24 protein-coding genes are annotated in these 26,273 nt (G+C 69.9%); 17 read left to right on the plus strand and 7 right to left on the minus strand.

Going from position 1 to position 26,273, the window contains the following annotated elements; all coding sequences use genetic code 11:
* Window positions 1-30: 30 nt before the first annotated feature.
* The 4 genes from PUT80_RS01810 (at window position 31) to PUT80_RS01825 (ending at window position 3,489) form a co-directional block, all read left to right on the plus strand.
* Complete coding sequence (locus tag PUT80_RS01810) at window positions 31-837, plus strand: ABC transporter ATP-binding protein (protein ID WP_275291093.1); 807 nt, start codon at window positions 31-33, stop codon at window positions 835-837.
* On the plus strand, window positions 834-1,697 hold the full coding sequence (locus tag PUT80_RS01815; protein WP_275290856.1) for an ABC transporter permease: 864 nt from the start codon (window positions 834-836) through the stop codon (window positions 1,695-1,697). Before PUT80_RS01810 ends, PUT80_RS01815 begins: the two co-directional genes overlap by 4 nt.
* 38 nt (window positions 1,698-1,735) lie before the next feature.
* Entirely contained in the window at window positions 1,736-2,776 is a 1,041-nt protein-coding gene (locus PUT80_RS01820; RefSeq protein ID WP_275290857.1) for an ABC transporter substrate-binding protein, read from the plus strand.
* 512 nt (window positions 2,777-3,288) lie between these two features.
* A complete protein-coding gene (locus PUT80_RS01825) occupies window positions 3,289-3,489 on the plus strand; it encodes a hypothetical protein (RefSeq protein WP_275290858.1) in 201 nt (66 codons plus the stop codon).
* 161 nt (window positions 3,490-3,650) lie between these two features.
* Here the strand turns inward: PUT80_RS01825 and PUT80_RS01830 are convergent, their stop codons facing one another.
* From PUT80_RS01830 to PUT80_RS01845, 4 genes are all read right to left on the minus strand, one after another.
* On the minus strand, window positions 3,651-4,166 hold the full coding sequence (locus PUT80_RS01830) for a hypothetical protein (protein ID WP_275290859.1): 516 nt from the start codon (window positions 4,164-4,166) through the stop codon (window positions 3,651-3,653).
* 320 nt (window positions 4,167-4,486) lie between these two features.
* Window positions 4,487-4,945: a type II 3-dehydroquinate dehydratase gene (locus PUT80_RS01835; protein ID WP_275290860.1), complete on the minus strand. Its 459-nt coding sequence runs from the start codon at window positions 4,943-4,945 to the stop codon at window positions 4,487-4,489.
* Window positions 4,946-4,991: 46 nt separating this feature from the next.
* The gene (locus PUT80_RS01840) at window positions 4,992-6,356 is read right to left on the minus strand and encodes an MFS transporter (RefSeq protein WP_275290861.1); all 1,365 of its coding nucleotides are present in this window, start codon (window positions 6,354-6,356) and stop codon (window positions 4,992-4,994) included.
* Window positions 6,357-6,484: 128 nt separating this feature from the next.
* The gene (locus PUT80_RS01845) at window positions 6,485-7,171 is read right to left on the minus strand and encodes a TetR/AcrR family transcriptional regulator (protein WP_275290862.1); all 687 of its coding nucleotides are present in this window, start codon (window positions 7,169-7,171) and stop codon (window positions 6,485-6,487) included.
* Between the two features lie 92 nt (window positions 7,172-7,263).
* Between PUT80_RS01845 and PUT80_RS01850 the strand changes: the two genes are divergently transcribed.
* The 11 genes from PUT80_RS01850 (at window position 7,264) to groL (ending at window position 21,437) form a co-directional block, all read left to right on the plus strand.
* A complete protein-coding gene (locus PUT80_RS01850; protein ID WP_275290863.1) occupies window positions 7,264-8,178 on the plus strand; it encodes a shikimate dehydrogenase in 915 nt (304 codons plus the stop codon).
* Window positions 8,168-9,979 carry a sugar phosphate isomerase/epimerase and 4-hydroxyphenylpyruvate domain-containing protein gene (locus PUT80_RS01855; RefSeq protein ID WP_275290864.1) on the plus strand — a complete coding sequence of 604 codons (1,812 nt, stop codon included), beginning with the start codon at window positions 8,168-8,170 and terminating at the stop codon, window positions 9,977-9,979. The genes PUT80_RS01850 and PUT80_RS01855 overlap by 11 nt, the downstream gene beginning before the upstream one ends.
* A gap of 662 nt (window positions 9,980-10,641) precedes the next feature.
* On the plus strand, window positions 10,642-12,417 hold the full coding sequence (locus tag PUT80_RS01860) for a helix-turn-helix domain-containing protein (RefSeq protein WP_238606338.1): 1,776 nt from the start codon (window positions 10,642-10,644) through the stop codon (window positions 12,415-12,417).
* Window positions 12,418-12,715: 298 nt separating this feature from the next.
* A complete protein-coding gene (locus PUT80_RS01865) occupies window positions 12,716-14,353 on the plus strand; it encodes a methane monooxygenase (RefSeq protein ID WP_037806035.1) in 1,638 nt (545 codons plus the stop codon).
* Between the two features lie 60 nt (window positions 14,354-14,413).
* Complete coding sequence (locus tag PUT80_RS01870; protein WP_275290865.1) at window positions 14,414-15,457, plus strand: FAD-binding oxidoreductase; 1,044 nt, start codon at window positions 14,414-14,416, stop codon at window positions 15,455-15,457.
* A gap of 13 nt (window positions 15,458-15,470) precedes the next feature.
* Window positions 15,471-16,574: an aromatic/alkene monooxygenase hydroxylase subunit beta gene (locus PUT80_RS01875; protein WP_275290866.1), complete on the plus strand. Its 1,104-nt coding sequence runs from the start codon at window positions 15,471-15,473 to the stop codon at window positions 16,572-16,574.
* A 5-nt stretch (window positions 16,575-16,579) separates the two neighbouring features.
* A complete protein-coding gene (locus tag PUT80_RS01880) occupies window positions 16,580-16,918 on the plus strand; it encodes an MmoB/DmpM family protein (RefSeq protein WP_081685137.1) in 339 nt (112 codons plus the stop codon).
* Window positions 16,919-17,005: 87 nt separating this feature from the next.
* Window positions 17,006-18,013, plus strand: coding sequence for an amidohydrolase family protein (locus PUT80_RS01885; RefSeq protein ID WP_275290867.1), 1,008 nt, complete (start codon window positions 17,006-17,008; stop codon window positions 18,011-18,013).
* Window positions 18,010-18,741 (plus strand): iron-sulfur cluster assembly protein, encoded by a 732-nt coding sequence (locus PUT80_RS01890; protein ID WP_275290868.1) that lies wholly within the window; start codon window positions 18,010-18,012, stop codon window positions 18,739-18,741. Before PUT80_RS01885 ends, PUT80_RS01890 begins: the two co-directional genes overlap by 4 nt.
* Window positions 18,738-19,763 carry an NAD(P)-dependent alcohol dehydrogenase gene (locus PUT80_RS01895; RefSeq protein WP_275290869.1) on the plus strand — a complete coding sequence of 342 codons (1,026 nt, stop codon included), beginning with the start codon at window positions 18,738-18,740 and terminating at the stop codon, window positions 19,761-19,763. Before PUT80_RS01890 ends, PUT80_RS01895 begins: the two co-directional genes overlap by 4 nt.
* 27 nt (window positions 19,764-19,790) lie before the next feature.
* On the plus strand, window positions 19,791-21,437 hold the full coding sequence (groL, locus tag PUT80_RS01900) for a chaperonin GroEL (protein WP_275290870.1): 1,647 nt from the start codon (window positions 19,791-19,793) through the stop codon (window positions 21,435-21,437).
* A gap of 55 nt (window positions 21,438-21,492) precedes the next feature.
* Here groL and PUT80_RS01905 read toward each other — a convergent pair whose 3' ends face one another.
* The 3 genes from PUT80_RS01905 to PUT80_RS01915 all read right to left on the minus strand — a co-directional run bounded on the left by PUT80_RS01905 (window position 21,493) and on the right by PUT80_RS01915 (window position 24,213).
* Complete coding sequence (locus PUT80_RS01905; protein WP_275290871.1) at window positions 21,493-21,948, minus strand: hypothetical protein; 456 nt, start codon at window positions 21,946-21,948, stop codon at window positions 21,493-21,495.
* A 557-nt stretch (window positions 21,949-22,505) separates the two neighbouring features.
* Window positions 22,506-23,852, minus strand: a complete 1,347-nt coding sequence (locus PUT80_RS01910; RefSeq protein WP_275290872.1) for an MFS transporter — start codon at window positions 23,850-23,852, stop codon at window positions 22,506-22,508.
* A gap of 49 nt (window positions 23,853-23,901) precedes the next feature.
* A complete protein-coding gene (locus tag PUT80_RS01915; protein ID WP_037806051.1) occupies window positions 23,902-24,213 on the minus strand; it encodes a putative quinol monooxygenase in 312 nt (103 codons plus the stop codon).
* Between the two features lie 171 nt (window positions 24,214-24,384).
* Between PUT80_RS01915 and PUT80_RS01920 the strand changes: the two genes are divergently transcribed.
* On the plus strand, window positions 24,385-25,215 hold the full coding sequence (locus PUT80_RS01920) for a GntR family transcriptional regulator (RefSeq protein WP_037806054.1): 831 nt from the start codon (window positions 24,385-24,387) through the stop codon (window positions 25,213-25,215).
* A complete protein-coding gene (locus PUT80_RS01925; protein WP_037806055.1) occupies window positions 25,212-26,273 on the plus strand; it encodes a TIGR03619 family F420-dependent LLM class oxidoreductase in 1,062 nt (353 codons plus the stop codon). The genes PUT80_RS01920 and PUT80_RS01925 overlap by 4 nt, the downstream gene beginning before the upstream one ends.

A 26,273-nucleotide genomic window follows, 5' to 3' on the forward strand; every position in this document is an offset into this window, starting at 1 on the left:
GTGCACGCACCCAGACCGGGACCGCCGGCCATCGCCCTGCAGGACGTGACGAAACGGTTCGCCACGGAAGGACCGCGGCCCTACACCGCCTTGCGCGATCTGGACCTCGAGGTGGCGCCGGGCGAATTCTGCGCCGTGGTCGGGCCAACCGGCTGCGGCAAATCCACCACCTTGACGCTGGTCGCCGGGCTGGAGCAGCCGTCGTCCGGCGCGGTCCGGGTGCACGGGGAGGAAGTTTCCGGGATCACGCCCGGCGTCGGCTTCATGTTCCAGACCGACGCCATTCTTCCGTGGAAGACCGTGCTGGACAACGTGTCCGCCGGCCCGCGGTTTCGCGGCACGCCCAAACGGACGGCGATCGCCGACGCGCGGGACTGGATCCGCCGGGTCGGGCTGAGCGGGTTCGAGGACCGGTACCCGCACCAGCTCTCCGGCGGGATGCGCAAACGCGTCGCGCTGGCGCAGAACCTCATCAACGAACCGCGGATCCTCCTCATGGACGAGCCGTTCAGCGCACTGGACGTGCAGACGCGGGCGAAGATGTCCGACGAGCTCCTCGCGCTGTGGGAGCTCACCCGCCCGGCCGTGGTGTTCGTGACCCACGACCTGGAGGAAGCGATCGCCCTCGCGGACAAGGTGGTCGTGCTGACCGCGGGCCCGGCGGCGACGGTCAAGGCCGCGTTCGCGATCGACCTGCCCCGCCCTCGCGTCGTCCAGGAGATCCGGTTCGACGCCCGGTTCGTGGACCTCTATCAGCGCATCTGGGACGCGCTGCGCTCCGAGGTCGACCGGGCTTACGCACAGACGACCCTGGCCGGCGGGAGGGAGAAGCCGTGACCGCCGAGGTGGAATCACCGCCGGACCCGGCGCCGGCGGCCGACGCCGCCGCGCGCAGGTCGCGCGGCCGCGGCCGCGGCGTCCTGGTCCACGCGACGCAGGCGGCGGTGCTGGTGGCGGTGCTGGGCGGCTGGCAGGTCCTCGTGCAGGGCGACCAGCACGCGATCGTGCTCTACGGGCTGCCTTCGGGGATCTGGGACCGGCTGCGGTCGTGGGTCGCCGAGGGCACCGCGATCGGCTCGCTCGGCAGCCAGATCTGGACCACGCTCGAAGAGGCGCTGATCGGCTTCGCCATCGGCACCGCGGCAGGCATCGTGTGCGGCATCGCGCTGGGCCGGATCCGGTTCCTGTCCGACGTGTTCGGCCCGTTCATCAAGGTGCTCAACGCCATCCCGCGGATCGTCCTCGGCTCGGTGTTCGTGCTCGCGTTCGGGCTCGGACTGGAATCGAAGATCCTGCTGGTGATCGTGCTGGTGTTCTTCGGCGTCTTCTTCAACGCCTTCCAGGGCACCCGGGAGGTCGACCGCACTTTCATCGCGAACGCCAGCATCCTCGGCGCCTCGCGCTGGCAGGTGACCCGTCAGGTCGTGCTGCCCTCGGCGTTCACCTGGATCATCGCCAGCCTGCACGTGAGTTTCGGGTTCGCGCTGATCGGCGCGATCGTCGGGGAATTCCTCGGCGGCTACGCCGGTCTCGGCGTCCTCATCAAGAACGCGCAGGGCACCTTCGACGCCAGCGGCGTCTGGGCGTCGATGGTGATCATGGGCGTCGTCGCCCTGATCGCCGAGTGGCTGATCACCCGGCTCGAGCGCCGCCTGCTGCGGTGGCGCCCCGCGCAGCTGACCGGCCCGGAGCTGTGACCGTCCCCGTGTTTACCTTACGAACAAAGGAGATCCCTGTGTCCGCGAAGAAATTGGCGGCCGCCCTGGCGGCGGCGCTGCTCGCGCTGGCCGGCTGCGCCTCGACCGCGAGCCAGAACGCAGGCACCAGCTCCACCGGCGGGACCGGAACCCCGGTGAGCATCATGGTCGGCGGCCTGAACAAGCAGATCTACCTGCCGTTCATGCTCGCCCAGCGGCTCGGCTACTACCAGAAGCAGGGCCTCAACGTGACCTTGCAGGACGAAGGAGCCGGGGTCGACGCGACGACGAACATGGTCGCGGGCAAGGTCGACGGCGTCGGCGGGTTCTACGACCACACGATCGCGATGCAGGGCCTCGGGCAGTCCATGGAGTCCGTGGTGTCGATGCTCAGCACCCCGGGCGAGGTCGAGCTGTGCCGTCCGCAGGTGCGCGATCGGATCCATTCGCCGGCGGACTGGGCCGGGCGCAATCTCGGGGTCACCGACCTCGGGTCGTCGACCGACTTCCTGACCCAGTACCTCGCGCAGAAGAACGGGGTCGACCCCGCCAAGATCCACCGGGTCGGGGTGCAGGCCGGGGCCACTTTGATCGGGGCGCTGCAGCACGGCAACGTCGACTGCGCGATGACCACCGAGCCGACCGTGTCCACCGCACTGGCCCAGGGCGCGGCCTACATCCTGCTGGACATGCGCACCGCGGCGAGCACGAAACAGCAACTGGGCGGCCAATACCCGGCGACGTCGCTGTACATGACCACGAGCTACGTCAACAGCCACGCGGAAGTGGTGCAGAAACTCGTCAACGCCTACGTCGAGACCCTGAAGTGGATCCAGGGCCACAACGGCGCGCAGGTCGCCGACGTGATGCCCGCCGACTACTACGCCGGCGCCGGGAAAGCGGCCTACGCCAAGGCATTCGACAACGAGAAGGGCATCTACAACCCCACCGGGATCATGCCGCCCGACGGTCCGGCGACCGACCTGGCGGTGCTGCAGGCGTTCAATCCGGACGTGAAGGGCAAGAAGATCGACCTCGGCAGCACCTACACCGACAAATTCGTCACGGCGGCACACTGACCGGCCGGGCCCGCGCGGTCGGCGCCGCGCGGGCCCGCCCGCCGGGTCTCGGCGAGGGACGCCGCCGCTTCGGCAGGTTCCCGAGCCGTGTACCGCCGTGTCTCCGGCGTGTTCGCGCTTGCTGAGGCGTCCGAACGAGTTGCGCTCCGCAGCGTCGCGTTCGCGACCCTCTGGTCGGCGGTCCTGCGCTCCGCAGCAGCGACCCGAGACTGCACCGCTTGCAGGCGCACCGGAACCCCGAAGAGCCAGACGATCGCCCCCAGCGCGACATTCCGCTACCACTGCGGAACGCCGCGAGAGCAGCCTCGGTCCGGCAGGCGTTCCTCTGCCGCGTGCTTTCCGCGTGCCTGCGCACGAGGCAGGGCCGGCGCCACTTGAGTGCGGTCGAACCACGGTTCGCGTGCTGAAGGCGACCGGCCGCATCCGGGTCCAGGGGTCGCCAGTACTTCCCGGCGGCTTCGGGCGCGTGGAACAGCTCGTGGGCGGCCTGGTCGCCGGGAAGCCCGAACGAGGTGAGCACGTTCGCCCAGCCGAGGGTGTCGCCGGACTGGCTGAGTCCGTCGACCCCGCGCTGGCAGCACGGGTCGGTGTTCAGCACGTCGCGCGGCGTCGGCGCCGGGAAGGCCGGGCGGTGTCCCGGGCTGCGGTCGGGGTTCTGGTCGCCGTACGCGGTGTGCGCGGTGGTGAAACGCTGCGCTTTCGAGACCGGTTGACCGCGTCGCAGGCGATGCCGCCGAAGTCGACCGGGCCGTGCCGAGCCATTCCACAATGGATGGACAGGGGGAGCGGACCCGAGAACCGTCAGCCGGCCGGTTGAGCGAGGTTTTCGCCACGACGGCTCCGCCAGCCGGGCTCCGGGCGGGGCAGGCGCCGGTCAGCGGTCTGCGCGCAGGGAGTCCGGCCAGGCGAATTCCAGCGGGTTCGGGCTTGCCTGCCATTGCCTGTCGAGTTCGCGCAGGGTGTCGGTGGCGCGGGTGATGTCGGCGTCGGTCCACGGGAACGGGTCCTGAGCCAGCGCGCCCCAGCCCTCGCGCGCCTGCTCGAATGGAATCGGAAGCCGCTGCTCGACGGCTTCGTGGATGACCCCGGCCATCACTTCGGCGATCCCGATCGACCGTTTCGCGGACCTCAGGATCTTGGCGCTGCGTGCCTTCGCGTCGTGGCGGGGCTTGCCTTCGGTCACCCGCATGTTGTCGAACACCGCGCCGGCCGCGATGCAGCCGAACACCCCTCCGCCCAGGCGCAGTTCCCTTTCCGCAGCCGCGTGCGCGAGGTCGTGCGGCACCCGCCATTTCCGCGAATACGACGGGAGGACGAGCGTCACGCCGTCGCCGCGGCGGACCCGTGCCACTGACTCCCCGCGCGAGGCGTGGTGGAAGGTGATGCGCATGTCGGGAGTATCGGCGTTGGGGCCGGCGGGCGGCCACTGAATATCCGCGAGGCCCGCCGCTCATCCCGGCGAACAGGCTTCGACGTCCGCGTCGTCGAGCTCGCTGCTCTGTCCTCGTCGCGCACCTGTGCTTCGGTTTCGGACCGTGCCTCGCCCGCCCAGGCCGGCTGAACGCGAACCCGCGGCCACCGGTTTCCGAGCGCGCCGGACGCACAGGCACGGTCGTCGCCGGGATTCCCCGGTTCGAGGGGGACTTCGCGCGCTGGGCGACGGCCCAATTGCGGCTTGGCAGTCGCAGACAAGACAGCGGCGGCGGCGGTCTACTGCCTCGCGTCGCGGCGTTCGAGGGCCCGGTGCAAGGCCTCGACTCCGTATGCGTAGCCGTGGATCCCGGCACCGGCGAACACGGCTTCGGCGATTCCGGAAACGTAGGAGTGGTGCCGAAACGGCTCGCGCCGGTGGATGTTGGTGAGGTGCACTTCGGCAACGAGGAGTTCGGACGCGAGGAGTGCGTCGCGGAGGGCGACGGAGGTGTGGGTGAGCGCGCCTGGGTTGATGACGACGCCGTCGGTGTTGCCGCGGGCTTCGTGGAGGCGGTCGATCAGCGCGCCTTCCCAGTTGCTTTGCCGGAAGGCGGTTTCGTAGCCGAGGTCCCTGGCGCGGCCGGCGGCGAGTTGTTCGGCGTCGGCCAGCGTGTGCTCGCCGTAGAGGCCGGGTTCGCGGGTGCCGAGGAGGTTCAGGTTGGGGCCGTTGAGGATCAGCAGGCGGTGGTGTCGCAACGGGGGCTCCTGGGCGGGCGGCGGTTCGGCCGCCCGCCCGCGGGGGTCAGGCGGTGACGGGGCGTTCGTCGCCGGCGGGGCGGACGGCCGGGCGGCCCAGTTCGGACAGCGGCGTGCGGTAGGTCTCGCGCATGGTCAGCACGGCGAGTGCGGAGACGACGCAGGCAGCGGTGGTCAGTGCGGCGACGGGCATCCAGTTCGCGAGGCCGGGGCCCGCGAGGGCGGCGGCGACCGAGGGCGCGAAACCGCCGAGCGCGAAGCCGAATTGCGTTCCGACGGCGACTCCGGACATGCGGACGCGGGTGCCGAACTGTTCGGTCCACAGCGCGTATCCGACACCGCCGTAGGCGCTGTACACGATGCCCGACAACAGGATTCCGACGACGAAGACGAGAGGCAGGTTGTCCTGGCTGACCGCCCAGATGAACGGCCAGATCAGCACGGCCACTCCGAGGGAGCCGAAGAGGAACACGGGTTTGCGGCCGAACCGGTCGCCCGCTTTGCCGAACAGCGGGATCGCCACGAGCGCGACGATGTTCCCGGTCATGATCATCCACAGCAGCGCGGTGCGGGACATGCCGATGGTGGAGGCGCCGTAGGTCAGCGAGTAGATGGTGACGATCGTGCTGGACACCGACACCAGCGCGCTGAACACGATTTTGAGCACGTCGGGGGTGTGGTGGCGCAGCAGCACGGCGAGCGGGGCCTTGGCCGCGGCGCGATGCTGCTGCGCGGTCTCGAACTCCGGGCTTTCGTGCAGGGACCGCCGGATCCACCAGCCCGCCACGGTCACCGCTGCGCTGAGCAGGAACGGGATCCGCCAGCCCCAGGTGAGCAGTTCCTCGCTCGGCAGCGCCGAGATCGGCAGGAACACCGCGGTGGCGAGGATCAGCCCGAACTGCGTTCCGGCGAGGGTGAAGCTGGTGAAGTAGGCGCGTTTGCCGGGCGGGGCGTGCTCGAGGGTGGTCGAACCGGCGCTCGACTGTTCGCCGGCGACCACGAGACCCTGCACCAGCCGCAACACGAGCAAGAGGACCGGTGCGGCGAATCCGATCGAGGAGTATCCGGGCAGGACGCCGATGAGGAAGGTCGCCGCGCCCATCCCGGACAGGGTCAGCAGCAACACCCGCTTCCGGCCGATCGTGTCGCCGAGGTGCCCGAAGAGGAACGAGCCGACCGGGCGGGCGACGTAGGCGACGCCGAAGGTGGCGAGCGAGGCGACGGTCGCGGCGGCGGCGTTGCCGTGCGGGAAGAACACCTTCGGGAAGATCAGCGCCGCGGCGGTGCCGTAGATGAAGAAGTCGTAGTACTCGAGGGCGCTGCCGATCCAGGAGGACACGGCGGCTTTGCGCGGGGTGCGGCTGGGCGTGTCCGGCGTGGCCGGATCCGGGCGCAGGACGGCGTCGTCCACGTCTGCCTCCTTGGCGGCCGCGCGGCGGCCGGGGGTTCGTCCACTCGGAATGTACCGACTGGTTATGTACCGGATGGTGAGTTAGTGAACCCCGCGGTGTCAAGACCCGGCTGCGGATCCGGCGCGGCTCAGGCCCGGCCGACGTGCGCGGTGAGGTACTCCAGGACCAGGTCGCCGAGCATCCGCCGGTAGTGCTCGCGGCGGGCCGGATCCAGCAGGTCCCGGTCGAAGATGGCCTGGAAGGTGTGCTGGTTGGCGGTCCGGAACACGCAGAACGCGCTGATCATCATGTGCACGTCGAGCGCGTCGACGTCGTCGCGGAACAGCCCGGCCGCGCGGCCGCGGTCGAGGATGCCGCCGAGCACGTCGACGGCGGGCGCGGCGAGCCCGGGCAGGATGGGCGAGGTCCGCAGGTGCTCGGCGTGGTGGATGTTCTCGATGCCGACGAGCCGGATGAACGCGGGATGCGATTCGTGGTGGTCGAAGGTCAGCTCGGCGAGCGCGCGCATGGCGCGGGCCGGGTCGAGATGGTCGACGTCCAGCTGCTGCTCCAGTGCCCGGATGCCCTGGTAGGCGTGCTCGAGGACGGCTACGTAGAGGCCTTCTTTGCTGCCGAAGTAGTAGTAGATCATCCGCTTGGTGGTGCGGGTGCGGGCGGCGATCTCGTCGACGCGCGCGCCGTCGTATCCGCGGTCGGCGAACTCCCCGGTGGCGATGTCGAGGATCTCCGCGCGGGTGCGTTCGGCGTCGCGCTGCCGTTCCGCGGGCCCGTCCGGCTGGGCGGGGACCGGGCCGTCCTGGGCTGCTGTGCTCACGCCGCCGAGGATATCCGCCGGACGGCTTCCCTTCCGCGCTCCGACACGGTACAAGTAACTAACTAGTACATACATGGGAGGCGAGAGAGTTCATGCCGCAGGACCGCACCACGCGCCCGGCGCCCGGCCCCGGCCGGCTGCTGACCGGCCTCATCGGGGCGGGGATCGGCCCGTCCCTTTCGCCCGCGCTGCACGAACGCGAGGCCCGCGAACTCGGGCTCGAGTGCTCCTACGCCCGGTTCGACCTCGACGGACTCGGAGGCGAGCCGGCGGCGGTCGGCGACCTGCTCGCCCGGGCCGCGGCGGAGGGCCGGGCGGGGGTCAACGTCACCCATCCCGCCAAGCAGGCCGTCCTCCGGCATCTCGACGAGCTTTCCCCCGACGCGGCCGCGATCGGCGCGGTGAACACCGTGGTCTTCTCCGGCGGCCGGGCGATCGGGCACAACACCGACTGGTCCGGGTTCCGCGACGGTTTCCTGGCCGGGCTGCCCGGCGCACCGCTGGATCAGGTCGTGCTGCTCGGCGCCGGCGGGGCGGGGGCGGCCGCGGCGCACGCGCTGCTGAGCCTCGGCGCCGGTTCGCTCGCGGTGCTCGACGTCGACGCCGGCCGGGCCGCGCGCCTCGCGGACGATCTCGCGGCGCGGTTCGGCTCCGGCAAGGCGATCGGCGCGCCGGCCAGTGCGCTGGAGCGGATGCTGGTCGCCGCCGACGGCCTGGTGCACGCGACCCCGGTCGGCATGGCCGAGCATCCGGGCCTGCCGGTGCCGGTCTCGGTGCTGCGCCCCGAGTTGTGGGTGGCCGAGATCGTCTACCGGCCGCTGGAAACGGCGCTGCTGCGGGCGGCACGCGCACGCGGCTGCCGCACGCTCGACGGCGGACGGATGGCGGTGCACCAGGCGGCGGAAGCGCTGCGGTTGTTCAGCGGACGCGAACCCGACCCGGTGCGGATGCTGCGGCATCTCGCCGAACTGGTCGGCGGCGAAGGAGGTGCCGGCCGTGTCGCGTGAGTTCCGGACCGGTATCGCCACGGTGTGCCTTTCCGGTGCACTGGAAGACAAACTCGCCGCCGCGGCGGCCGCCGGGTTCGACGGGGTCGAGATCTTCGAGCCCGATCTCGTGGCGTCTCCGCTTCCGCCGGCGCAAGTGCGGCTGCGCTGCGCCGACCTCGGCTTGTCGGTCGACCTGTACCAGCCGTTCCGCGACTTGGACTCGACCGCGCCGGACCGGTTCGCGGCGAGCCTGCGGCGGGCGGAGCGCAAGTTCGACGTGATGGAGGAGCTGGGCGCGGACACCGTGCTGGTGTGCTCGTCGGTCGCCGACGACGCGGTCGAGGACCTCGATCTGCTGGCCGAGCAGTTGCGCGCGCTGGCCGAGCGCGCCGGCGAACGCGGGCTGCGCATCGCGTACGAGGCGCTGGCCTGGGGCAGGCACGTGAACACCTACGACCGCTCGTGGGAAGCCGTCCGGCGCGCGGACCACCCCGCGCTGGGGCTGTGCCTGGACAGTTTCCACGTCCTGTCGCGCGGTTCGGATCCCGCCGGCATCGCCGGGATTCCCGGCGAGAAGCTGTTCTTCCTCCAGCTCGCCGACGCGCCGCACCTGTCGATGGATGTCCTGCAATGGAGCCGCCATCACCGGCTGTTCCCGGGACAGGGCGCGTTCGACCTGCCCGGTTTCCTGGCCCCGGTGCTGGCCGCCGGGTACTCGGGCCCGCTGTCGCTGGAAGTGTTCAACGACGTGTTCCGGCAGGCGGATCCGGCACGGGCGGCCGTGGACGCGCACCGTTCGCTGCTCGCGCTGGCCGAAGCGACAGTGTCGGCGGCCGCGGGCCCGCCGGCCCCGGCGGTGCGCGGGCACGCGTTCGTCGAACTGTCCGCCGACGACACCCTCAGTCCGGTCCTGGCCGCGCTCGGCTTCGCACGCACCGGACAGCATCGGACGAAGCCGGTCGAGCGATGGGAACAGGGCGGTGCCCGGATTCTCGTGAACCGGTCCGGTTCCCCGGCCGCAGTCGGCGCGTTGGCCGTCGAATCCGCCGATCCGTCCGCAGCCGCGCGCCGCGCGACCTGGCTCGACGCCGCGCGGCTGCCGAGGGAACGGGGCCCGGCGGAAGCGGACCTGGCCGCGGTGACCGCACCGGACGGGACCGCGGTGTTCTTCTGCCGCACCGGATCCGAAGAGGACTGGACCGGCGACTTCGTCCCGACCGGCGAGACGGCGCAGGGCATCGGCGTCACCGCGATCGACCACATCGGACTGGCGCAGCCGTTCGACCACTTCGACGAGGCGGTGTTGTTCTACCGCAGCGTGCTCGGCCTGGAACCGGCGGCGCGCGGCGAATTCGCCGCGCCGTTCGGCCTCGTGCGCAGCCGTGCCGTCGCCGACCCCGGACGCCGCGTCCGGCTCGCGCTGACCGTGTCGCTGCTGCGGCGCGGCGAGTGGGCGCCGGGGGTGTCCGAACCGCAGTACGTGGCCTTGGCGGTGGACGATGTCCTCGACGCCGCCCGCGCCGCGCGTGCCGCAGGCGCACCGCTGCTGGCGATTCCGGACAACTACTACGCCGATCTGGAGGCTCGGCTGGCACTGCCCGCCGAGCGGATCGCCGAGTACCGCGAACTCGGAGTGCTGCACGAGGAAAGCCCGGACGGGACGTACCTGCAGGTGTGCACGGAGGTCCTCGGCGGCCGGGTATTCCTCGCCCTGGTCCAAAGGCTGGGGGAGTACGACGGATACGGCTGGGCGGACGCTCCGGTCCGGATGGCCGCGCACCGGCGCCGACGGCTGGTACGGGAGCGCGCGCACGCTTGACGCGACCTTCGCTGCTTCGGCGCGGAACGTGCAAGGGAACCACATCGGCCGTGCGGGAGGACGGAAATCCGCACAACGCCGTCCGGATCAGGGCGCTTGAAGCTGGGCAATGCCCGCAGCGTGGGCTGCCGGGCGGAGGTGCAGAACTGACTTTGATCGACGAGTGGCGGAGGATGTCCCGGGTCACCTTCAGGTCCACCTCGGCGGCGAGCAAGAGCCTCGCCGCTCCGTGCCGGAGCCCGCGAAGGGTGATCGGGGGCGAGCCGGCCGCCTGCACCAGATCGGTGACCACGTCCGAAATCCCGCAGGATGCGGCGGGCTGCCGTCGAGGCAGGCGAACACGTCGTCCTGCCAGCCGCTGCCGAGGCGTGGTGTGCCACGTCCTGACGCGCCGGGATTCGGGTCCAGCGGGCGGCGGGCACGGCCACCTCCCATCCGGCATCGGAGGGCTCGCAGGGGTGCGCCTCGGCTGGAATGAGACTGCGGTGCCGGGCAGTTGCCCCGCTTCACCGGGATGATCCGCGACGGCCTCCGGCCGGTTGCCTTGTGACCGAGTACCGCCTTGTCTCACTATGAGACAAAGTGACGCGCGCCACGAGTGCACGATGGTTCCCCCGGGAGCTGGCAGGGGCCCGGGGCACTGGACGTCAAAGGAGACGGTGGTGGCGGCTGGAGGCAACGAGACCATGCGCGACCTGCGGGAACTGTTCCTCTCCCGCGGGTCGCCCGAGGTGTCGGGGGTGCGCGACGTGATCACCGCGTCGTGGCGGCGTGCGCTCGAGAACCGGGTCGACTTCGAGCGGCCGGAGCCGCTTTACGTGTCCGATCGCGACGAGGAGAGCCTGCTCGCGCACAGTGCGGCACCGGTGCTGGCGAATCTGTCCGAAGAACTCGCCGGCCATCCGACCGCGATCCTGCTGACCGACGCGAACGGCCTGGTCGTCGACCGGCTCAGCACCGATCGCGCGCTCACCGCGGGGCTCGACCAGATCTCGCTCGCCCCGGGCTACAGCTACGCCGAGGAGTCGGTCGGCACCAACGGCATCGGCACCGCGCTCGAATGCCAGAAATCGGTCCTGGTGTCCGGGTTCGAGCACTTCAACGGCGAGCTGACCGGCTTCGAGTGCGCCGGGGCACCGATCGTGCATCCGGTTCGCGGACATCTGGCCGGGGTTCTCGACCTCACGTCGTGGGCCGAAGCGTCCGGCCCGCTCCTGCTGACGCTGGCGCGCACGACCGCGAAGCGGATCGAAGAAGCGATGCTCGCCAGCACCGGCACGCGCGAACTGGCTCTGTTCCGGGAGTACCTGGCGGCCTGCCGACGCGGATCGGGAGCGGTTCTGGCGGTGAACCCCGACGTCGTCATGGTCAACAGCCACGCCGAGGAACGCTACGACGTCACCGATCGTTCAGCGCTGATCACGCACGCCACGGATCTCGCCGGCTCGGCCAAACCCGCGACGGTGCTGGCCGATCTGCCGTCGGGCGTCAGCGCGCGTCTCGAGTACCGGCCCGTCTTCAGCGGCGACGCGCTTGCCGGCGGCATCTTCCGGGTAAAGAATCAGACTGCCTCGCGGCGCACCTTTGTGCGCTCCGAGCTGCAGTTGCCCGGCCTCGCCGGCTCGAGTCCGGCGTGGCGGCAGGCGAGCGCGGCCGCGGACGCGAGCCTGCGCGGCGGGCAGTGGCTGGCGCTGAGCGGGGAACCTGGGGTGGGGAAGACGGCCATCGCCCGCGCCGTTGCGCTGCGCCACGGACGCAGGCAGGTGATGGTCGACTGCACTTCAGTGGACGCCAGCGAAGAGTGGGTGCCCGCGCTCGCCGAAGAAGCGGCCTGCAGTGATCCGCCGGTCGTCGTCTTGCAGCATCTGGACGCACTCGGCGACACCGCGTTGCCCGCGCTGGCCGAACTGTTCACCGCGTGGCAGAACGACCCGGCACAGCACGCGCCTGCCTGGGTGGTGGCCACCGTCGGCAGCGAACCGGCCGATCCCGGCATCCAGGGCGCGGTGATGGCGTTCTTCGCGCGGAAGATCGAGGTCCCGCCGCTGCGCCACCGCATCGAGGACGTGCAACGGCTGGTGCCGCATCTGCTGGCGGTGCGGGCGGGCAGCCGGTCGCTGTCCGCATCGGACGCCTGCGTCCGGCAGTTGATGCGACTGCCCTGGCCCGGCAACGTGCGCCAGCTCGACCGGGTGCTCACCGCCGCGGCGCACCGCGTGCACGGCGGCGTGCTCGACGTCGCCGATCTGCCCGCCGAATGCCGCACGTTCACGCGGCGCCGGCTCACCAAGCTGGAGACCATCGAACGCGACGCGATCGTCCGCAGCCTCGCCGCGAACCGCGGCAGCAAAGAACGCGCGGCCAGCGATCTCGGCATGTCGCGTGCGACCATTTACCGCAAAATCCGCGCATTCGGCATCGTCGACGAAGCGGGCTGAACCCGGTCGCCGTTCGCAGGCAAGAGAAATTCGTGATGACCTTCGTCGGCGTCAAATCGAGGCCCCGTCAACCGATGGTCGGAAATCGCGCCAGCCGCCGCGAATCGTGAACACGAAATTGGCCGTCGCCCGCTGATTCCGGGCTTTTCCGAACCCGCCCTCGCAAGGTGAGCGAGGGCGGGTTTTTCGGGTCCGGGGTCCGGATCTCAGATTGAGATAGAACACCGGGGTTTCCCAGCACAGACTCTGCCGGTCAGACGGACAGCGGCGGACCGCCCGCCGGTTCCAGGAGGCCCCAGTGAGCAGGCAGAGCCTTACCAAGGCGCACAGCAAGATCACCGAGTTGTCGTGGGAACCGACGTTCGCCACGCCGGCGACCCGGTTCGGGACGGACTACACGTTCGAAAAGGCACCGAAGAAGGACCCGCTGAAGCAGATCATGCGGTCTTACTTCCCGATGGAGGAGGAAAAGGACAACCGCGTCTTCGGCGCGATGGACGGCGCCATCCGCGGGAACATGTTCCGGCAGGTGCAGCAGCGCTGGCTGGAATGGCAGAAGCTGTTCCTGAGCATCATCCCGTTCCCGGAGATCTCCGCGGCCCGGGCGATGCCGATGGCGATCGACGCGGTGCCGAACCCGGAGATCCACAACGGGCTCGCGGTGCAGATGATCGACGAGGTACGGCACTCGACGATCCAGATGAACCTCAAAAAGCTCTACATGAACAACTACATCGACCCGGCCGGGTTCGACATCACCGAGAAGGCGTTCGCGAACAACTACGCGGGCACCATCGGCCGCCAGTTCGGCGAAGGCTTCATCACCGGCGACGCGATCACCGCGGCGAACATCTACCTGACCGTGGTCGCCGAAACCGCGTTCACCAACACGCTGTTCGTCGCGATGCCGGACGAGGCGGCGGCCAACGGCGACTACCTGCTGCCGACGGTGTTCCACTCGGTGCAGTCCGACGAGTCGCGGCACATCAGCAACGGCTACTCGATCCTGCTGATGGCGCTGGCCGACGAGCGCAACCGGCCGCTGCTCGAGCGGGACCTGCGGTACGCGTGGTGGAACAACCACTGCGTGGTCGACGCCGCGATCGGCACCTTCATCGAGTACGGCACCAAGGACCGCCGCAAGGACCGCGAGTCCTACGCCGAGATGTGGCGGCGCTGGATCTACGACGACTACTACCGCAGCTACCTGCTGCCGCTCGAAAAGTACGGCCTGGTGATCCCGCACGACCTCGTCGAGGAAGCGTGGAACCGGATCACGAACAAGCACTACGTGCACCGCGTCGCGCAGTTCTTCGCCACCGGCTGGCCGGTGAACTACTGGCGCATCGACGGCATGACCGACGCCGACTTCGAGTGGTTCGAGGACAAGTACCCGGGCTGGTACGACCAGTTCGGCAAGTGGTGGGAGGCCTACAACCGGCTGCGCTACCCGGGCCGGAACAAGCCGATCGCGTTCGAGGACGTCGGCTACGAGTACCCGCACCGCTGCTGGACCTGCATGGTCCCGTGCCTGGTCCGCGAGGACCTGGTGGTGGACAAGGTCGACGACCAGTGGCGCACCTACTGCTCGGAGACCTGCGCCTGGACCGACAAGGTCGCGTTCCGGCCGGAGTACGAGGGCCGCCCGACGCCGAACATGGGCAGGCTGACCGGGCACCGCGAGTGGGAAACGCTGCACCACGACCGCGATCTCGCCGACATCGTCCGCGACCTCGGCTACGTCCGCGACGACGGGAAGACGCTGATCCCGCAGCCGCACCTGGACCTCGACGACGCCAAGAAGCTCTGGACCCTCGACGACCTCAAGGGCATCCGGTTCGCGAGCCCGAACGTGACGCTCAACGAGATGACCGACGCCGAACGGGAGCAGTGGGCCGCCGCCTACCGCGCCAACCCGAACGTCACCGTCGCCTGACGAGCCCGGGTCCCGCGGCCGGCACGGCCGCGGGACCCCGCCGGAAGAATCGAGAAACCCATGGGCGACAAGCACCGCATCTCCTTCGAACCGGTCGGTGTCGAGATCGAGGTCACCGAGGACGAGAAGATCCTGGACGCCGCGTTCCGCCAGGGCGTCCACCTCATGCACGGCTGCCGCGAAGGCCAGTGCTCGGCCTGCAAGTCCTATGTGCTCGAAGGCGACCTGCAGATGGAGCGGTACTCGACGTTCGCGTGCAACGACGCGGAGGTCGAGGAGGGCTACCTGCTGCTGTGCCGGGCGCACGCCTACAGCGACTGCACGATCGAACTGCTCAACTTCGACGAGGACGAACTGCTGAATTCGGCTCCGCTGCAGGAGATCACCGCCGAGGTCGCCGAGATCGTGCCGCACACGCACGACATCGTCGGCCTCCGGCTCGCCACCGCGAGCCCGCTCGAATTCAAGGCGGGCCAGTACGCCGAGCTGACCATCCCGGGCACCGAGGAGTGCCGGTCGTTCTCCATGGCGACCACGCCCGCGACGACCGGGCAGCTGGAATTCCTCATCAAGAAGTACCCGGGCGGGCGGTTCTCCGCGCTGCTGGAGAACGGCCTCGCGGTCGGGGACGCCCTGCGGCTGCGCGGACCGTACGGGAACTTCACGTTGAAGAAGGGCCACGTGCTGCCGCTGGTGCTGCTGGCGGGCGGTGCGGGAATGGCACCCGTGCTCAGCCTGCTGCGGCACCTCGCCGAAACCGGCGACTCCCGGCGGATCCGGTTCTACTACGGCGCCCGGACCGCCGCGGATTTGTTCTACCTCGACGAGATCCGGGCATTGGGCGGCCGGCTGGCGGACTTCGGGTTCGTCGTGGCGCTGTCGGAATCGGCGGACGGCAGCGCGGACCTCGGGGTGGTCGCCGAACCGGGTCTGGTCACCGACGTCGTCGAGGCCGCGGAGCCCGAGCTGCACCGCAGCGAGGTGTACCTGTGCGGGCCGCCGCCGATGGTCGACGCCGCACTCGATCTCGCGTCCCGGCAAGGCGTTCCGGACGACCAGGTGTTCTACGACAAGTTCACGACCTCGGTCAGTGACGACCAGTAAGAGGAGAAAGCAGATGGCGAGCAGTCCGACCGCGACACGCAGCTTCCCGAAAGTGGAGTTCACCGACTCCGAAGCCGGGGCGCTCGAATTCCCCAGCTCGAAGAGCCGCAGCTACAACTACTTCACGCCCGCCAAGCTCCGCGCGACGGTGTACGAGGACGTCACCGTCGACGTGCAGCCGGACCCGGACCGGCACCTGAGCCAGGGCTGGATCTACGGCTTCGGCGACGGCCCGGGCGGTTACCCGCACGAGTGGACGCGGGCGAAGTCCTCGAACTGGCACGCGTTCCTCGACCCGAACCAGGAGTGGGAGCAGACGCTCTACCGCAACAACTCCGCGGTCGTGCGCCAGGTCGCGCTGAGCCTGGAGAACGCCAAGCGCGCCGGAGCCTACAGCCACTGGAAGCCGGCCTGGCAGACCTTCGTCGCGCGCAACCTCGGCGCGTGGATGCACGCCGAGAACGGCATGGCGCTGCACGTGTTCACCTCGATCCAGCGCTCCGGCCCGACCAACATGATCAATACCGCGGTGGCGGTCACGGCCGCGCACAAGATGCGCTTCGCCCAGGACCTCGCGCTGTTCAACCTCGACTTGTCCGACTCGCTGGACACCTTCGACGGCGACACCCACCGGGCGGTCTGGCAGTCGGCGGAGGAATGGCAGCCCACCCGCCGCGCGGTGGAGGAGCTGACCGCGGTCGGCGACTGGGCGGAATTGCTGTTCGCCACCAACGTCGTGTTCGAACAGCTCGTCGGCCAGCTGTTCCGGTCCGAGCTGGTCATGCAGATCTCGGCCGCGAACGGCGACTACGTGACGCCGACGCTGGTCGGCACCGGCGAATACGACTACAGCCGCGACCTCGCCTACACCCGGGCGCTGTTCCAGCTGCTCGCCCGCGACGGCGAACACGGCGCCGCCAACAAGGAGCTATTCGGCGAGTGGCTCTCGACCTGGGTTCCGAGGTGCCTGGCCGCGGCCGAGGCACTGCAGCCGATCTGGTCGCAGCCGGCGGAGAAAACCCGCACGTTCGCCGATTCGCTCGCCGCGAGCAAGGAGAAGTTCGCCCAGCTCCTCGAGGAGATCGGGCTCGACGTTCCGAAGGAGCTGGAGAAGTGAGCGACATGCAGTTCGGTGCGCAGACCGAAATCTCGAACATGTGCGGCGTGACCCTGATGAACACCCCAGTCGGCCGGGTCGTGGCGGACGTGATGGGCAGCAAGGACGGGGTCGAGCTCGTCGAGTACCCGTCGATGATCCGCGTGGACGGGACCCGGCTGCTCGAGTTCGACTACGCCGAGCTGACCGACGCGCTCGGCCAGGAGTTCGACGGCTCGGTCTTCGAGGAGATCAGCTCCACCCACTACGGCCGGATGGTGCACCTGGACGACCGCACCCTGCTCTTCGCCAACCCGGAGGACGCCGCCGAGTACATCGGTTTCGACCTGCTGGCCCAGAGCTGAGCCCGGACCCGAACCGCGCGGCGGCGGGCCGAGCCGCCCGCCGCCGCGTTCCCACCGCAACGCACGAACGAAGGGCGAGGATCTCCGATGTACGAAAAGGATGGCGAGCAGTACTACGTCGTCGACGGGCATGTCCACATCTGGGACGCGCGGGAGTCGAACATCAAGAACGTGCACGGGAAGCAGTTCATCGACTGCTTCTACGACTACCACCGCAACCTCAGCCCGGAAGAGGTGACCTGGGACTACGACACCTACACCTATTACGGCACCGAGCGGTTCGTGAAAGACGTGTTCGGAGACGGCCACGTCGACCACGCGATCTTTCAGGCCACGCTGCTGCGGGACTTCTACCGGAACAACTTCGGCCAGACCGGCGAATGCCTCGACTTGGTGCGCCAGCACCCCGGCAAGCTGACCTACAACCACGCCTACGACCCGCGCGACGGCGAGGCCGGCCTGGAGCAGCTCCGCCGCGACGCCGAGGAGATGCGGCTCAAGGGCGTGAAGCTCTACACCGCCGAGTGGCACGGCGATTCCCGCGGCTACCGGCTGGACGACCCGTGGTCGCGGCGCTACCTCGAAGAGTGCCTGAAGCTCGGCATCAAGAACATCCACGTCCACAAGGGACCGACGATCCGGCCGCTGGACCGCGACGCGTTCGACGTGGCCGACATCGACCACGTGGCCACCGACTACCTCGACCTGAACTTCATCGTCGAGCACGTCGGCCTGCCGCGGCTGGAGGACTTCTGCTGGATCGCCACCCAGGAGTCCAATGTGTACGGCGGGCTGGCGGTGGCGATGCCGTTCATCCACGCCCGCCCGAAGTATTTCGCGCAGATCATCGGGGAACTGCTCTACTGGATCGGCGAGGACCGGATCCTCTTCGGCAGCGACTACGCGCTCTGGACTCCGCAGTGGCTGGTGGAGAAGTTCGTGGACTTCCAGATCCCGGCCGACTTGCCCGAGTACCCGCAGATCACCGTGGCACAGAAGAAAAAGATCCTGGGGCTGAACGCGGCCGCGCTGTACGACCTGGAGGTGCCGCGGCAGCTGCGCCTGCCCGCCGAGACCGCAGCCGGTGCGCGATGACCACCGCCGCCCTTTCCCTGGACGAGATGGTCCTGTCGGCGCTCGCGACAGTGTTCGACCCCGAGCTGGACCAGCCGGTGACCGAACTCGGCTTCGTCCGCTCAGTGACGATAGACGACGCTGGCGTTGAAGTGCACCTGCGGCTGCCGACCTCGTTCTGCGCGCCGAATTTCGCGTACCTGATGGTCTCGGACGCCTACGACGCGCTGGCGGCGTTGCCCGACGCGGGCCGGATCCGGGTGGTGCTGGACGACCACCACGACTCGGCGAAGATCAACGCCGGAGTCGCGGCCCGCGCCGGATACGTCGGCACGTTCGGCGTCGAGGCGGAGCAGAGCCTCGACGAACTCCGCCGCACGTTCCAGCGGAAAGCACACCTCGCCGCGGTCGAACGGTGCTGCCGCGCCGTGCTGGCCGGCGGCGCGTGGACGCTCGAAGAGCTGCCGCTGCTGGAGTTGCTCGACCTGCCGGAGGACCGGTTAAAAATCGCGCTGCTGCGCCGGCGGGAAGCGATCGGGCTGCCGACCGACGCGCACGCGCGGGTGGTCGTGGACCACACCGCCGCTCCGGTAGGGAAGCAGGACACCGCGCTGTGGCTGCGGCTGGCCGCCGCGACCCGTATTTCCATCGAGGGCAACGCGCATTTCTGCCGCGGCCTGCTCGCCACCCGGTACGCGGATCCCGAGGGGACCGCCCCGGTCGTCGTCACTTCGAGGAGCCGATCGTGAAAGCCGTCCAAGTCACCGGATACCACCGGAATCTCGAACTGCGCGAGGTCGAGGAGCCGAAAGCCGCCGGTCCGCTCGACGTGGTGGTCAAGGTGGGCGCGGCCGGCGTCTGCCGGACCGACCTGCACATCCTGGAAGGCCAGTGGGCGGAGAAGTCCGGCGTCGCGCTGCCTTACACGATCGGGCACGAGAACGCCGGCTGGGTGCACGCCGTCGGCGACGCGGTCACCAACGTTGCGGTGGGGGACAAGGTGATCCTCCACCCGCTGATCACCTGCGGGTTGTGCCGCGCCTGCCGGCTCGGCGACGACGTGCACTGCGAGCAGTCGGCTTTCCCCGGGATCGACACGAACGGCGGGTACGCGGAATACCTCCGCACGTCCGCGCGGTCGTGCGTGAAACTGGCGGACAGTCTCGAACCCGCCGACGTGGCCGCGCTCGCCGACGCCGGGCTCACCGCCCAGCACGCGGCCGCGAAGGCGGCGAAACAGCTGCGACCCGGCGACGTCTGCGTGATCATCGGCGCCGGCGGGCTCGGCCACATCGGCATCCAGTGCCTGAAAGCGATGAGCGCGGCGACGCTCGTCGTGCTCGACCGCAACCCGGCCGCCCTGGAGCTGGCCAAGGAAATCGGCGCGGACGTCACGATCGTCGCCGACGGGTCCCAAGTGGACGCGGTGCTGGACCTGACCGGCGGCCACGGCGCGGAAGCGGTGGTGGACTTCGTCGGCGAGGGCGGCGCGACCGCCGAAGGCGTGCGGATGCTGCGACGCGCGGGAAGCTACTACGTCGTCGGCTACGGCGAGAACATCGACGTGCCGACGATCGACATCATTTCCACCGAGATCAACTTCGTCGGCAATCTCGTCGGCTCGTACACCGACCTGCAGGACCTGATGGTGCTGGCCGCGCAGGGCAGCGTGAAGCTGCACACCGCGCGGTACCGGCTGGACGACTTCCAGCAGGCGATCGACGATCTCAGCGCCGGCCGGGTCCGCGGCCGCGCGATCCTCATTCCCTGAAACCGCAAGGAAAGGACGGAGACCATCATGGCGAAGGAGCTGAGGTTCGGCGTCGACGCGCGGCGCCAGCTCGAGCTCGGGGTCAACACCCTGGCCGACGCGGTGAAGGCGACGCTGGGCCCGAAGGGGCGCAACGCGGTGCTGGAGAAGCTGACCGGACCGCCGACGATCACCAACGACGGGGTGACCATCGCCCGGGAGATCCAGCTGGGCGAGCCGTTCGCGAACATGGGCGCCCAGCTGGTCAAGGAAGTCGCGATGAAGACCAACGGCGCGGTGGGCGACGGGACGACGACCGCCACCGTGCTGGCGCAGGCGATGGTGCGCGAGGGCCTGGCCGCGCTGAGCGGCGGCGCGAATCCGATGCGGGTGCGGCGGGGGATCGAGGAGACCGTCGACGCGGTCGTGGAGCACCTGCGGAAATCGGCGGTCGCGGTGTCCGGCGAAACCGAGCTGGAGCGGATCGCCACGCTGGCGGCCAGCGACGACGAGCGCATCGGGCGGGTGATCGCCCAGGCGCTCGCCGCGGTCGGCCGGGCGGGCGTCGTGGAGATCGAGGAGTCCGAGCAGCCCGGGCTGAGCGTGGAGCTCGCCGACGGGATCGAGTTCGACCACGGGTACACGTCGCCGTACATGGTCACCGACCGGGACCGGATGGAAGTCAGTTTCGCCGAGCCGGTCATCCTGTTGACCAACAAGAAAATCAGCCAGGTGCAGGACCTGATGCCGACGGTCGAGGCGGCGCGCCGGGTAGACCGGCCGCTGGTGGTGCTGGCGGAGAACGTCGACGGCCCGGCACTGCAGCTGATCGTCAGCGGCAACGTGCACGGCACGTTCGCGGCGGCCGTCGTCCGCGCGCCCGGGTTCGGGCACCGGCGGATCGCGGAACTGGAAGACCTGGCCGCGGCGCTCGGCGGCCGGGTCGTCAGCGACGACTCCGGGGTGACGCTGGCCGAGGTCACCGAACGGGACCTGGGCCGCTGCGCGCACATCACGATCACCGAGGACTCGACGACCATCCTCGGCGGCGCCGGGGCCGAGGACGTGGTGCGCGCCCGGATCAGCCAGCTGGAGAAGCAGCTGGAACGCGCCCGGATCGAGCACGACCAGGACAGCCTGCGGCTCCGGATCGCGCGGTTGTCGGGCCGGATCGCCCTGGTGCGGGTCGGGGCCGCGACGAGCGTCGAACTCAAGGAGCGGATGCTGCGCGTCGAGGACTCGCTCGCCGCGGCTCGGGCCGCGCTGGAGGAAGGCGTGGTCGCGGGCGGCGGTGCGGCGCTCGCGCAAGCTGCGCAGCAGGTGGACCTGGACCTGACCGGCGACGCGGCGCACGGCCGCGACATCGTGCTGCGGGCGCTCGGCGAGCCGTTGCACTGGATCGCCGAGAACGCCGGGTACGAGGGCGCCGAAGTCCGGGAACGCGTCGCGGGACTGGGCGCCGGCAACGGATTCGACGCGCTGGCCGGCGAGTACTGCGATCTGTTCGCCGCGGGCGTGATCGACCCGCTCAAGGTGACCCGTTCGGCCCTGGAGAGCGCGGCGTCCATCGCAGCGCTGGTGATCACGACGGAGACGGCGGTGGTCGAGCAGGTCGTGGTCAATCCGGGGTCGATCATCGCGCCGGGATTCGGAGACCTGGCCGAGGGCATGGTCCGCCCGTCCAACATCTACTAGGGCGCGGGGGTCCGGTGCCGGGTCCGCTCCTTCGGGGCGGACCCGGCACCGTCGATTACGCCGCCGCGGCGGAAGCGGTGCAGTTGGCCAAGCGCACGGCGAGACCGAGCAGCCGGGCCGGCGAGCACAGCAGGTCGACGAGCCCGGCGTGTGCGGCGGCGGCCGCGTCGACCGGCTGCGGCCAACCGGCCCGGTGCACGACGCCCGCGGACATGATGCGGAGATCGGCGGCTTCAGCAAGCGCGCAGCCGAAGCCGATCGCGTCGCCGTTCAGCGCGGCGACGACCGGTGCCGGATGCCGGCGCACGGCGGCCAGCGCCGCGTCCGGCCGTTGGCCCGCCCCGAGATCGGGCGCGAACCAGCGGCCGGTTCCCGTCAGCACGACCGGCCGCGGTCCGATGTAGACCAGCGCCGCGGCGAGCGTGTCGGGAAAGCTGTCGTCGAGGAACCCGGTCTTTCCGTTCCGCAACCGCAGAACGACCGTCCGGTTCCGATACTCCAGCTCCAGCATGGCCCGCCTCCGGGAATTCGATGTCGCCGAAGCGTAGGGCGGCCCGCGGCCGGAGCCTGTCTCAGAACGAGATGTCCGCCGGGTCGCGGATGTGGTGTGGTGGACGTCCTGGATCTTCGGAAAGGGGGCGGGTTGATGCCCGAGGACAGTGTTCCGGACGACCCCGGGGCGCGTGCCGAAGCTCGGCCGCCCTCCCGGCATCGAGACTGCCTCGAACGGGCGCGTCGGGCCTTGGCCGGAACGGGCTGGGAAATCGAGCGGAGAGCCGACTCTCCGGTGCCGGGTCCGTGAACGGCGGCGTGCTGGACGAGCTCGCGGGAGTACGCGTGGTCGGAGCGGTGGGGAGAAGTTCCCCGCGAAGCCAACGAAGACGCGATGCTCGACGCGATCCCGAACGTCCAGCACGCGTTGTTCCGGCAGAGCCTCGAACTCGGCTGCGACGCATCGGCCGACGAACCGGCCTGAGAACCCCGCCAGGTTCCTCCGCGGCTCAACCCGTTGGCCGACGCGTGTGGGTCGCGAACCGCTGGTTCGCGACCCACACGCGAACGGCGGGCTCAGCGGGGGAGAGGCTGTCCCTTGGTTTCCGGTCCGACGAACCAGATCAGGCCGAGTGCGATCGCGTAGGACGTCACTCCGATCGTCGTCGCCGCGGCCGAGATGCTGCCGAGCAGGCTGATGAGCAGGCCGGCGGTGAGCGTGACGAGCGAGCCCGCGATCCGGGCGGAATTGAACACCGTCGAGATCGCGGTTGCCCGCCCCGCCGTGGGGAACAACTCTGGCAGGTAGATCGGCATCCACGCGAACTGGCCCAGGATGAAGAACCCGGCGACGCCGGCGGCGACGAGGGCAACCCCGGGCGTCGAAACGGCGAAGAAGAAGATCGGGAGGATCAACGCCGAACCCGCGTAATAGACCAGCATTGTGGGCTTGCGGCCCCACTTGTCGGCCAGGTAGCCCAGCAGCAGGTACCCCGGCACGGACGCGGCATTGAACACCAGGCCCGCGTTCGCGGCCCACTCGCCGGCGGGCAGTCCCGCGTTCTTCGCGAGCTGGCCGGTGTACTGCGGGATCCAGGCCGACACGCTGTAGAGGCCGATGACCGAAACCACGGTGATCAGGAGGAGCCGCAGGGCCCGCCGGCGCAGGTGCGGCTGGCTGAACACCGCCGTGAACGGAGACCGCAGGAGCTCGCGGTCCGCTGGGCTGACCTGTCCGCCGCCGGCAGCGGTGGCCTTGGCGTTGCGCCTGCGCTCGCGGATCTCTGTCCACATTTCCGGGTCGTGGACGGCCCGGCGCACGTAAAGCACGATCAGTGCGGGCAGGGCGCCGATGAGGAACAGATACCGCCAGGCCTGGTTTCCCGTCGGCTGAAGGAGAAACCAGGCCAGGGCCGCGAGCACGGCGCCGACGCCGAACCCGGATTGCAACACGGCGGCTGCCCGTCCGCGGGAGCGGTCGGGCCACAGTTCGCCGATGAGGGCCGTCGCGCTGCCCCACTCGGCGCCAAGGCCCATGCCGGTGACGAAGCGCAAAGCCAGCAGCCACCAGTAGCCGGGCGCGAAGGCGGTCAGGCTGGTGAACAGCGCGTACCAGAGGATCGAGATCATCAGGGTGCGGCGGCGGCCGAGGTAGTCGGCTGCGAAGCCGGCGGCGATCCCGCCCAGGGCCCACCCCAGCAGGGTCGCGGCCACCAGCGCGCCGACGTAGGCGGGCAGTCGTTCGAGCTGGCCGCTGGTCCCCAGGCTGGTAACGGCTGCCGAACCCGCGAGGACGAGTGCGTACGTCTCGAACCCGTCGAATGTCCATCCGAGCCAGGACGCCACGAGCGCGCGGCGGCTGGCCTTGTCGATCCTGCGCAGGGTCACGGCTCGATCGCGTATGCCGCTCTCCAGATCGGACACAATGCTCTCCTTTGCTCTCCGTTGAGCTGAAGACTCGATGTCCGGGTGATCAGTCGAGCGCGTCGATCGGGGCGAGAACGGTGACGCTGAGCGGTGCCGCGAGCAAGTCCGGAAGCTGGGCGCGGTAGTTCTTGTAATGCGCTGACGCGCGATGCGCCTCCAGCGCGGACGAGTCCTCGTAGCACTCGAGGAGCACCAACTCCGCATTGTCCCCCTGGGCAGCGAACAGGTTGTAGAAGCGGCACCCCGCCTCGCCGCGGGTCGGAGCCACCATCCCCTCCAGCAGTTCCCGCAGCCGGCCGGCGGCTTCGGACGTCGGGGTGAAGCGGGCGATCACGGTCACGGGGCTCTCGTCGGCCATGGCGTCTCTCCAGTCGGTCGGTCGGGGCGCCTCTTGCATCCCTATGGGTAATACGTTATAAAACGTCTTATGCAAGGAGTCAAGGCCGAGACGCGGGTCGCCTGCCCGGTGCCTGGTCCCGGCGGCAGGTCGCGGCGCGGAGGGTGGCCGCCGCCGGGTTCAATACGACTTATGACATCCTCCGAAAACTCCGAACCGCGCCTCGACCTGACGGAAGCCGACCTGCGGATCCAGCGCGGTCGCACCTCGGCCACGGCGCAACTGGCCGAACAGATCAAGGCGTCGATCGTCAAGCAGCAATTGCCCCCGGGCGCACGACTGCCCACCGAGAAAGAGCTGATCGCGGAGTCCGGTCTGAGCCGGATCACCGTCCGCGCCGCGGTGGGCGCCCTCGAGCGGGAGGGCTGGGTCGTACGCAGGCAAGGGCTGGGCACGTTCGTGTCCGAACCGCTGGACCAGGAGCTGTCGTCCGGGGTTCGCACGATCACAGAGGTCCTGCTCGACCGCGGCGTCACCCCGCAGATCGAGGTGCTGAGCTTCGGAGTCGAGCCCGCGCCGCCGTATGTCGCGCGGACGCTGGGGGAGCGCGAGGTGCTCACTGTCCGCCGCCGCTACGGCGACGGCGAGCAACCCGTGGCGTTGGTGACGATCCACCTCCCGACCCGGGTGCTCGACGCCGCCGAGCCGTTGCGTTCGGCCGAACCGGCCACCGAGACCACCTACACGATGTGGGAGCAGCGGCTGGGCACGCGCATCGCGGAAGCCCGGCATGAGATCCACGCCGCTGGCGCGTCCGCGGACGTCGCGGCGGCGCTGGGCGTCGACGAGGGCGCACCGGTCCTCGTCCTCGACCGCGTCAGCTTCGACCACGACAACCGCCCGCTGGAGGTCGTGGTCTTCCACTACCGGCCGGACCGCTACGGCTTCGCGGTGACGCTTCCCCGCGTCGTCGCGAACGGGACGGTCGGCATGACCGAGAGAACAGAAAGGTTGGGTCCATGACGAAAGCCGATCCCGGCACGCCGGGGCGCGCCGGCGGGGACGGCCCGCACGTCGGGCTGATCCTCGCCCTCACCATCCGCGGCCTGTCCGTGGGCAACTACCCGGACATGACCCGCGTCGCGCGGGCGGCGGAGTCCCACGGGTTCGACTCTGTGTGGCTCTGCGACCACTTCCTGACCCTCAGCCCCGACGACTACGTCCGCGATGCCGGGATCGCCGACGACGTCAGCGGTGCCGCGCCCGCGGCGCAGGGTCCGTCGTCGATCCCGCTCCTGGAGTGCTGGACGGCGCTGTCGGCGTTGTCGCGCGACACGACTTCGCTGCGCCTGGGCACCAGCGTGCTGTGCAACTCGTACCGCCATCCGGCCGTCCTCGCCAAGATGGCCGCGACCCTCGACGTGATCTCGGGCGGGCGCGTGGACCTGGGGCTGGGAGCGGGCTGGTTCCAGCAGGAGTTCGAGGCCTACGGGATCCCGTTCCCGCCGACCGGTGACCGCGTCTCGGCGCTCGCCGAGTCGCTGCAGGTGATGCGCAGCGTCTGGACCGAGGCCAACCCCCGGTTCAGCGGCGGCTTCTACACGATCGACGGTGCGATCTGCGACCCGCCGCCCGTCCAGAAGCCGCATCCGCCGCTGTGGATCGGCGGCGAGGGGCTGCGGGTCAGCCGCATCGCCGTCCGGCACGCGAACGGCGTCAACGTCCGGTGGTGGCCCGCCGAAAAATGCGCTGAGCGCCGGGAATTGCTCGACCGGGAGTGCGAGGCGATCGATCGCGATCCCTCGACCCTCGAGCTGTCGGTGACGACGCTGCTCGCCCCCACCGAGTCGCCCGCGGTCCAGCAGCAGCTGCGCGCGCGGTTCAAGTCCATCCCGGAGAGCGGCCTCATCACCGGCTCCGCCGAGTCCTGCGTCGAGCAGATCCGCGAGTACCAGGCCGCGGGGATCGGCCACTTCCTGTTCACCGTCCCGGACGTGGCCGGCTCCGGCTATCTCGACGTCGTGGGCGAGCAGATCCTTCCGCACCTCGGCACCGCCCAGACCTCCGCGCACACCCGCTGA

Origin of the sequence: Amycolatopsis sp. La24, from assembly GCF_029087445.1 — a bacterium.
GTDB classification, from domain to species: domain Bacteria; phylum Actinomycetota; class Actinomycetes; order Mycobacteriales; family Pseudonocardiaceae; genus Amycolatopsis; species Amycolatopsis nivea.